The sequence below is a fragment of the Arthrobacter sp. Bi26 genome (assembly GCF_918697925.1).
Lineage (GTDB): Bacteria > Actinomycetota > Actinomycetes > Actinomycetales > Micrococcaceae > Arthrobacter.
Window position 1 is genome coordinate 1 of record NZ_CAKKMF010000128.1, and the last position, 9,331, is coordinate 9,331.

Here is a 9,331-nt window from a genome sequence, read left to right on the forward strand (position 1 = left end):
GCCCCGTCCGGCTCCCCGTCGCCAGACACAGAGACGACGTCCCCGGCACCCGCACCCTCCGCGGAGCCGCTGCCGTCCGGCCCCGGGCAGGGGAACGCCGAGCTCGCCATCATGATCAAACCGGCCGAGACCGCTACCGCGACCAACTTCACGCTCGTCTGCCAGAACGGGGCTCCTGCGGCCGAGAGCCAGCATCCCAACCCCGCCGCAGCGTGCATCGCCATCAAGAACAATCCGTCCATTCTCAACCCGGTTCCCGCCGGCAAGAACCAAGTCTGCACCCAGCAGGCGCCCGCTATCCAAGGCGGCCAGCAAATGATCTACGGCGGCCCGCAAACGGCGACGGTCACCGGCGTCGTGGACGGACACCAGGTTCAGGTCAGCTTCAGCCAGAAGGACGGCTGTGAAATCGCCGCCTGGAACGCCGCCAAGGACGTCCTGGGCTCATCCGGCGGGGCGAGCTAAGCCCTTGCACCTCCAGCAGGAAGAGTGGCTGCCACGCCAGGCCGCCCACGTCCAACGCGTCCGCCGCTATGCGGATCCCTACCTCGAGCGGCGCTCCGCCGGCCGGAAGCACCCGGTGGAGGACTTCCTCTTCACCTACTACACCCAGAAGCCCGGACAGCTGCTGCGCTGGCACCCGGGCGCCGGCGTCGTGCTCTCCGGCCCCGAGACTGCGGCGCGGACCGGGTGGAAGTATTACCGCGCGGCCGACGGCGCCGAACTCGCGGCCGCCGGACTGCCGGCAGGGTCGCCCGCGGTGACTGTCGACGTCGGCGCCTTCCTGAGGGACCGACGGGAGGCACTGCAGTTCGCCGGGATCATCCTCGCCGGGACCGCCGCGCGGCCGGCCCAGTTCGGCTGCTTCGGGCTGCACGAGTGGGCCATGGTCTACCGGCAGGACAAATTCGACCTCCGGCACGAGTACCTGCAGTTGCGGCTGGGGTCCGGGCGCACCGACGAGGTGGTGGAGGAGAACCGGATCCGGTGTTCGCACTTCGACGCCTTCCGCTTCTATACGCCGGACGCCGTTCCGCTAAACAGCATGGTCCCCAGCAGGGAGAACCAGCGGGCCATGGAGCAGCCGGGCTGCCTGCACGCCAACATGGACCTCTACAAGTGGGCCTACAAGCTTTCCCCGCTGCTGCCCAGCGAGCTGGTCATGGACTGTTTCGAACTGTCGTGGCGGATCCGGGCCATGGACATGCAGGCCTCGCCCTACGACCTCGCCGACTGGGGGTACCCGGCCATCCGGATCGAGACACCGGAGGGCAAGGCCGAGTACGTTGACTATCAGCGGGCGTTCGCGGCCGAGTCACAGCAGCTCCGGGAGCGGCTCCTGCAAGAGCTGACGCCGCTGCTCAACGCCGCGGCCGGGACCGCGCCCACCACCGGAGGCCCGGAGCCGGACAACAGCCTGAAGGGACCGTCATGACAGACACAGCCAGCCCCGAAAATGCCCGCCACGACCCTAACGGCGTCGATCTGACCATCCGCCTCACCGAGGCTCCCGGTGCGCCGGAATACACGTTCAGGCTGGAAGCCGGCGACGGCGTCCCCTCCGCCGCCTCCACCCTGCCCGATCCGGCCGCAGCCCTTGAGGCCGTCCGGCGCCACGGCGAGGCCATCTTCTTCCCGAAGCCGGGGCCGCCGCGGCTGTGCACGCAGCAGTACGGCGGCCCGCAGACCGCCGTCGTGACCGGCTGGTACCTCGGACGCGAGGTCAATAGCCGCTTCAGCCGGACCGACGGCTGCGAGATCGCCCGCTGGCGCGCCATGGCGCCGCTGCTCGGCGGCACCGTTGGGTCCACGGGCGCCATCTGACGTTTCCGGGCGTGCCGCCCGGCCCCTGCGCCCGATGCCCTACCCCGCCGCGGCCGGGCCCGCTCTGGTCCGCGGCCGGGCCCCTCTGGTCCGCGGCGGCTTAAACGGCAACGGCCGGCGGTGTGAGCCGCCGGCCGTTGCCGTTTCCTAGTGAGGGTTTCTGCCTAGATGGCGTTGTTCGAGGCGTTGGACTGATCGCTGTTCTGGATCTTGCCCTGGTCCTCCGAGGTCGGCGGGACCACGACGGCCCCGGCCGGGCTCACCAGCACCGTTACGAACGTGGGATCGCTGGCACCGGCGAAAGTGACCCGGCCGATGTACGAACCGGCCTCCAGCCCTTCCCAGCTCAGCGTGACCTTGCCGGCCTTGCCGTTGGCGAGCCGAAGCGGGGTCGGGTTCAGCGATGCCTTGCCCACCACCTTGCCCAGCACGGCGGCGTCGACAGAGGCCTTGGTGGGCTTGTTGTTCGGGCTCGCGTACAGGTTGGCGTAGATCGTGTACTTGCCCGGTTTCGGGTTGGGGATGGACACCGATTCGCTCGCCGATGATGTCGCGACCGTCAGCGGGCCGCTCGGGGTCATGACGTACATGTCGAAGTCAGCGTTCGGGTCCGCGGAAATGACCGAGAACTTGGCCAGAGGGGCTCCGGCCTCGACTGTGACGCTCTTGACGAGGTTCGAGGCATCCGTGCGTGCCGTGAACGGGCCCGGGACGAGCTCGACGGCCGTGGAGTCTGCCTTCGAGAGTCCGTCGAGGGTCATGTTGATCGGCGAGCTGGTGCCGGAGACCACCTTGATGGCGCCCGAACCGCTGCCCCCCTCGGAGGTGAAGGCAACATCGGACAAGGCCACGACCGACTGCGGCCGGACCGCGATCGGCGACGCCACGTTCTTGTTGGCGCCCTGCCAGGTCAGCGAACCGGTCGCGAACTTGCCCAGGGGTGCGCCCTGATTCTCAAAGGAGACCTTGAACGTGCGCTTTTCGCCGGCGGCGCTGAAGTTCAGAACGGCCGGGGTCACGGTGACCTTGATGCCGGGAACATTGAAGTTGGCCTTGTAGACCCCCGGCGTCAGGGCGGTCAGCGTGCGGGTGACCTCGATCTTCCCGGCCAGGTTGCCCAGGGCGAAGGACGGGAGGTTCATGTCCCGCGGCTGGGTGGTGCCGACGCCCGGGATGGGGGAATCGAAGCCCGTGCCGTTGATGAACGCCAGGTAGTCATCCGTGGTGGCGTCGTAGACCAGGCCCGGATCCAGCACGCGGGCCGGGTCCACCTGGCCCGCGCCGGTGGCGAACACATCGGTGTTCTTGGATCCGTCGGCGTTCACAACGTCGCTGGTGGTGGTCATCATCGCGGACTTGACCGTCGCCGGGGACCATGCGGGGTTCTTGGCGAGGATCAGCGCGCCGAAGCCGGCCACGTGCGGGGACGCCATGGAGGTGCCGGAGAGGAAACCGAAGTTGTCTCCTCCGGTGCCGATCGGTGAAACGCCGGCCAGCACGGCCACGCCGGGCGCCGCGACGTCAGGCTTGAGGAGGTCCGAGCCGGCAGCGAGCAGCGGGCCGCGGGAGGAGAACCCGGCAATCTGCGGCTGCGCCTCGAGGGGCAGCCCGGTGGTGTCCTTGTTGACCAGGGAAACCGTGATGGCCGGGTTGGCCGTGACCTTGGCCTTGATGCCCTCGGTGGCGGGCGGGTTCACGTGGACGGTGGGGACCGAGTGCTTGTCCGTGTCCAGCGAGGAGTTGGTCAGGTTGACGAGGATCATGCCGACGCCGCCGCCGCGCTTGACCTCGGCGCTCTTTGCGACGCGGTCAACGACGCCGCGGTCACAGACCACAACTTTGCCGGCGATCTTCGCCGGGTCCAGCGTGTCGGGGCCGCACAAAGCCGAGCTGGTGCTCCCGGCTGCTGCGTTGGCTGCCAGGACGACGCCGGCGTTGGAGACCTGGCCGTTCATGATGCTGGCGCCGCGGTACTTGCTGCCGTCGGAGAACTCGACCGTGCCCTGCAGTTCCTGCGAGAAGCTGCTGGCGGCGACCGTGGTCAGCCAGGGCGCGCCGTGATTGACGGTGCTGGCGGTCGGGCCGGAGTTGCCGGCGGAGACGGCGACGAAGATCCCGGCCGAGGCGGCGGACAGGAACGCCAGGGAGACCGGGTCCGTGGTGGTGTCCGTGGCGCCGGAGATGGAGTAGTTCAGGACGTCCACGCCGTCCTCGATGGCGCTCTCGATCGCATCGACGGACGCTGACGAGTAGCACCCGCCGGAGTTGGGATCGTTGTCTTCCCAGCAGACCTTGTAAACGGACAGCTTTGCGGCCGGCGCGATGCCGCTGGTCTGGCCGAAGCTCCGGCCGTCAACCATGGCTTCGACGTCGGCGTTTCCGGCAGCCGTGCTGGCGGTGTGGGTTCCATGGCTGGCGGCGTCGACCGGGGACAGCCGTTCGCCCGGGTCCCAGGCTTCCGGCGGGACAGTGGCCTCGAAGGCGTCGCTGAAGTAGCGGGCGCTCAGGACCTTGGAGTTGCAGGCGGTGCCGTCGAAGTCGGTACCGGTCTGGCACTCGCCCGTGAAGAATTCGCCGTCGGCTTTCAGCATCTGGATCTTGCCGTCCGCGGTGCGGTACGGCACGCCGACGACGGGATCTCCGGTGAGCGGCTTGACCTCCTCGCCGGCGAAGTAGGCGCTGGAGGGGGTGTATCCGGTGTCGATGACACCGACCACGACGCCCTTGCCGGCCGCGTCTTTGCCGCCGAACTTGGTGTTCCACGTGCCGTTGGGCCCGCTGAGCTTGAGGAAGTCGGTGCTGGAGTAGTCGGGTGCGTTCTGCGTGTCCGGCGCGACCACCAGGACCGAGGGGTCCTTGGCCAGCTTCAGGGCCTGGTCCGCCGTCAGCTGGGCGCTGAAGCCGTTGAGGGCTGCCGTGAACTGGCGCTGCATCTTGACGCCCTGCTGGCCGGCCACCTGGGCCTGCCGCTGTTCCAGATGCGCCGTGTACTGCTTGACTTCAGCCCTGTTGGCATCGAGCTTCTTGCCGGCTGCAGGCTTGGTGGCCGGCATCCCGGCCGTCCCGCCGTCGTAGGTTGCGGACGGCTTTTCCGCCAGGACCACAATGTAGCGGCCGTCCTTATAGTTGTTCGGATCAACATTCTTCTGTGCGACCCCGGCTACGGCCGGGCCTTGCGCCGGGGCCGCGTTGGCGGGGGCGATCGCGATGCTGGACAGAAGAACCGGCAAGCCCAGGGTCAGTGCCGCGGCCCTCCGGAGTCCCCCGCTTCGAAGGAAGCTCTTTCCTGGTGATGTCACGAGTGTTTGAACCTTTCGTAAAGGAACGGCCCGGCTTCAATACCGGGCCCAACGGACTGGCGGGAACTCACCGGGCGATCGCCCGGCCTGCCCCGACGGATACCAGCCGATTCATACAGTACAGACTGAGAGCGAGATATGACATAGACCACAAGGAGGTATTTAAAATTTGTCATGCAGTACGACACGATGCGATGGCGGAGCTCATGACCTGCGTCAATTGGCGCCTTCGGCCCGCACGGACCCGCACGGGTGCGCACCCCTGCGGCACCTCGGCGAGGGAGGACGCGGCCACTAATGGTCCGGGGCCACCGCTGGCCTACGGGCGGCCTACCGCTGGCCTACTTGCGCGGAGTCCGGACGACGTCGCTGATCCATGCTCGGGTCTTCTCATCCAGGGGACCGGCCACCTTGGACGCCCTCGCCGCACGGTCGGCCTTGATCTTCTGCAGGACCATCCGGCCAAGCCCGGCGAACACTGCAACGGCCACAACAGATAACACCACGGATTTCGGTTTCTCAGCCATGGGCACATCCTACTGACCCGCGGCAGCCCGGACCATAGGCCGCAGCCGCCCCGGCGACGCCATTTCTCCAGTTCAACGACCTGCCGTTGGGGCCGCGTTCACACTCCCAGCTTCGAATACGGCCGGACGCACCGAGGCCGGTAGAATGGGCATGCAAGCTCGCGGAGCGCCCTTTCTCGTTGTATTCACCAAGCAGTCCTCAACACACAGCGGATCGGCGTGAGACGGCACCACTCCGCTGCGCCCTTACCCAACGCTCACGCACAGGAGTTGCCGGATGCCCCGGATCGTTGTCGACGTCATGCCCAAGCCCGAGATTCTGGACCCGCAGGGGAAGGCCATCGTCGGTGCTCTGCCCCGGCTGGGCTTTACCGCTTTCAGCTCTGTCCGCCAGGGCAAGCGCTTTGAACTCACGGTCGACGGCGAGGTGACCGAGGAGATCCTGGCCCAGGCCCGCGACGCCGCGGAGACCCTGCTGTCCAACCCGGTCATCGAGGACGTCGTCAACGTCGAGGTCGTTGAGGCCTGAGATGACTGAACTCCCCCTGATCGGTGAGGCTGTTGCCGTCGCCGCGCACCCCCGGCTCGCCGGTGCGAAGATCGGCGTCGTCACCTTCCCCGGCACCCTGGACGACCGCGACGCCGCCCGTGCGGTCCGGCTGGCCGGCGCCACCCCGGTGGAACTCTGGCACGCCGGGACTACTTTGGGCGACGTTGACGCCGTCGTGATTCCCGGCGGTTTCTCCTACGGCGATTACCTCCGTGCCGGCGCCATCGCCCGCTTCGCGCCGCTGATGTCCAAAATCATCGACGCCGCCAACTCGCGTGCCTTGCTGCCCGTGCTGGGCATCTGCAACGGCTTCCAGATCCTGACCGAGTCGCACCTGCTGCCCGGCTCCATGATCAAGAACGATCACCTGAAGTTCATGTGCCGCGACCAGGTCCTGCGCGTGGAGAACAACACGACGGCCTGGACCGGGGACTACGCCGCCGGCCAGGAAATCACCGTGCCGCTGAAGAACCAGGACGGCCAGTACATCGCCGACGAGAAGACCCTCGATGCGCTCGAGGCGGAAGGCCGCGTCGTGTTCCGCTACGTCGGCTTCAACCCGAACGGCTCCCGCCGCGACATTGCCGGCATCTCCAACGCCGCAGGCAACGTGGTGGGCCTCATGCCGCACCCCGAGCACGCCGTGGAGGCCGGCTTCGGCCCCGAGATCGGCTCCGGCACCGAGGGCCTCGGGTTCTTCACCTCTGTCCTGAACAAAATCGTGGGAGACAACAAATGACGGACACACCCGCAGTGGCGGCGCCCGCGGAGACCGCCCGGAAGTTCAACATCGACACCGTCGAGAACGCGGCCAAGACGCCGGACACCGAACTCCCCTGGGCCGAACTGGGCCTGAAGCAGAACGAGTTCGACGAGGTCGTTAAGGTCCTGGGCCGCCGCCCCACCGGCGCGGAACTCGCCATGTACTCGGTGATGTGGAGCGAACACTGCTCTTACAAGTCCTCGAAGAACCACCTGCGCCAGTTCGGCGACAAGGTGACCGAGGAAATGAAGAAGGACATGCTCGTTGGCATCGGCGAGAACGCCGGTGTCACCAACCTGGGCAACGGCTGGGCCGTGACGTTCAAGATCGAGTCCCACAACTCACCGTCGTTCGTGGAGCCCTACCAAGGCGCCGCAACCGGCATCGGCGGCATTGTCCGCGACATCATCTCCATGGGCGCGCGCCCGGTGGCCGTGATGGATCCGCTGCGCTTCGGTGCGATCGACCACCCGGACACCGCCCGCGTCATGCACGGCGCCGTGGCCGGCATCGGCGGCTACGGCAACTCCCTGGGCCTGCCCAACATCGGCGGCGAGATGGTCTTCGACTCCGTGTACCAGGGCAACCCGCTGGTCAACGCCCTCGCCGTCGGCGTCATGCGACACGAGGACATCCGCCTCGCCAACGCTTCCGGCAAGGGCAACAAGGTGGTGCTGTTCGGTGCCCGCACCGGCGGCGACGGGATCGGCGGCGCCTCGGTGCTGGCTTCGGAGTCGTTCGATGACACCAAGCCGTCCAAGCGCCCGGCCGTCCAGGTGGGTGACCCCTTCGCCGAGAAGGTCCTGATCGAGTGCTGTCTGGAGCTGTTCAAGGGATCCCTGGTTGAAGGCATCCAGGACCTGGGCGCCGCGGGCATTTCCTGCGCCACGTCCGAGCTCGCCTCCAACGGCGACGGCGGCATGGAGGTCGAGCTGACCTCCGTCCTGCTCCGCGACCCCACGCTGACCCCGGGCGAGATCCTGATGTCCGAGTCGCAGGAACGCATGATGGCCGTGGTCACCCCCGAGAACATCGCCGCGTTTGAAGCGGTCATGGACAAGTGGGCGGTGGAGTACTCCTGGCTGGGCGAAGTGACCGACACCGGCCGCCTCATCATCACGTGGGAAGGCGAAGTCATTGTCGACGTCGACCCGCGCACCGTGGCCCACGACGGCCCGGTCTACGACCGCCCGTACGCCCGCCCCGAATGGCAGGACGCCGTACAGGCCGACTCCTTCACCGGGTCCGTGCAGGATACCGGCCGTCCCTCCGCCCCCGCGGACCTGGCCGCCGCCATCACCGAGCTCGTCGCCTCGCCGAACATGTGCGACAAGTCCTGGATCACCAAGCAGTACGACCGCTACGTCGGCGGCAACACCGCCATGGCGTTCCCGGACGACGCCGGCGTGGTCCGGGTGGACGAGGAAACCGGCCTCGGCGTGGCCCTGGCCACCGATGCCAACGGCCGCTACACCTACCTCGATCCGTACCACGGCGCGCAACTGGCCCTGGCCGAGGCCTACCGGAACGTCGCCACCTCCGGCGCCGTTCCGATGGCCGTCAGCGACTGCCTGAACTTCGGCTCCCCCGAGGATCCCGACGTCATGTGGCAGCTGGCCGAAGCCATCCGCGGCCTGTCCGACGCCTGCATGGTCCTCGGCATCCCGGTCACCGGCGGCAACGTCTCGCTGTACAACCAGACCGGGACCACCCCCATCCACCCCTCCCCCGTGGTGGCTGTGCTGGGCAAGTTCGACGACGTCGCCCGCCGCACGCCGTCGGGCTGGAAGGAAGATGGCCAGGCCATCTACCTGCTGGGCACGACAGCGGCCGAGCTGGACGGTTCGGAATGGTCCAACATGCGCGGACACCTCGGCGGCCTGCCGCCCAAGGTTGACCTCGACGCCGAGCGCGAACTGGGGCAGATCCTGATCAACGCCTCCCGCGACGGCATGGTGGATTCCGCCCACGACCTCTCCGAAGGCGGCCTCGCTGCAGCCCTCGTGGAGTCGTCCCTGCGCTACGGCGTGGGCGCCCGGATCGCGCTGCAGGATGTCCTGGACCGCGACGGGGTGGACCTGTTCACGGCGCTGTTCTCCGAAACCCAGGGCCGCGCCGTCGTCGCTGTGCCCCGCTCGGAGGAAATCCGCTTCACGGACATGTGCACCGCCCGCGGCTTCGCGCACGTCCGGATCGGCGTCGTGGACGCCGAGGGCGGCACGCTGGAGATCAATGGCGTCGAAACCATGAGCCTCGACGCGCTCCGCGAAGCCCACGAGGCGACCCTGCCGAAGTACTTCGGCTAGTCCCCACCGCAGCCCTCGCCTCGCAAGCTCGGCCAGGGAACCCTGGCGGCGTGGGCCCACCC

General features: G+C 67.9%; 8 protein-coding genes. 6 read left to right on the forward strand and 2 right to left on the reverse strand.

Going from position 1 to position 9,331, the window contains the following annotated elements; genetic code table 11:
* From LQV16_RS21675 to LQV16_RS21685, 3 genes are all read left to right on the forward strand, one after another.
* The coding region (locus LQV16_RS21675) for a subtilase-type protease inhibitor (RefSeq protein ID WP_229995924.1) at positions 1–465 on the forward strand (465 nt) is incomplete at its 5' end.
* A gap of 4 nt (positions 466–469) precedes the next feature.
* Complete coding sequence (locus LQV16_RS21680; RefSeq protein ID WP_229995925.1) at positions 470–1,435, forward strand: 3-methyladenine DNA glycosylase; 966 nt, start codon at positions 470–472, stop codon at positions 1,433–1,435.
* On the forward strand, positions 1,432–1,824 hold the full coding sequence (locus tag LQV16_RS21685) for a serine protease inhibitor (RefSeq protein ID WP_229995926.1): 393 nt from the start codon (positions 1,432–1,434) through the stop codon (positions 1,822–1,824). The genes LQV16_RS21680 and LQV16_RS21685 overlap by 4 nt, the downstream gene beginning before the upstream one ends.
* 164 nt (positions 1,825–1,988) lie before the next feature.
* Here LQV16_RS21685 and LQV16_RS21690 read toward each other — a convergent pair whose 3' ends face one another.
* Positions 1,989–5,066 (reverse strand): S8 family serine peptidase, encoded by a 3,078-nt coding sequence (locus LQV16_RS21690; RefSeq protein WP_229995929.1) that lies wholly within the window; start codon positions 5,064–5,066, stop codon positions 1,989–1,991.
* A gap of 398 nt (positions 5,067–5,464) precedes the next feature.
* On the reverse strand, positions 5,465–5,650 hold the full coding sequence (locus LQV16_RS21695; RefSeq protein ID WP_091564988.1) for a hypothetical protein: 186 nt from the start codon (positions 5,648–5,650) through the stop codon (positions 5,465–5,467).
* A gap of 277 nt (positions 5,651–5,927) precedes the next feature.
* On the opposite strand from LQV16_RS21695, the gene purS reads away from it, so the two are divergent.
* Genes purS through purL form a run of 3 tightly spaced genes read left to right on the forward strand, consistent with a single transcriptional unit; the run spans position 5,928 to position 9,269 of the window.
* Positions 5,928–6,179, forward strand: coding sequence for a phosphoribosylformylglycinamidine synthase subunit PurS (gene purS / locus LQV16_RS21700; protein WP_018776110.1), 252 nt, complete (start codon positions 5,928–5,930; stop codon positions 6,177–6,179).
* A 1-nt stretch (position 6,180) separates the two neighbouring features.
* Positions 6,181–6,939: a phosphoribosylformylglycinamidine synthase subunit PurQ gene (gene purQ / locus LQV16_RS21705; RefSeq protein WP_229995927.1), complete on the forward strand. Its 759-nt coding sequence runs from the start codon at positions 6,181–6,183 to the stop codon at positions 6,937–6,939.
* A complete protein-coding gene (gene purL, locus LQV16_RS21710; RefSeq protein WP_229995928.1) occupies positions 6,936–9,269 on the forward strand; it encodes a phosphoribosylformylglycinamidine synthase subunit PurL in 2,334 nt (777 codons plus the stop codon). The genes purQ and purL overlap by 4 nt, the downstream gene beginning before the upstream one ends.
* Positions 9,270–9,331 lie beyond the last annotated feature (62 nt).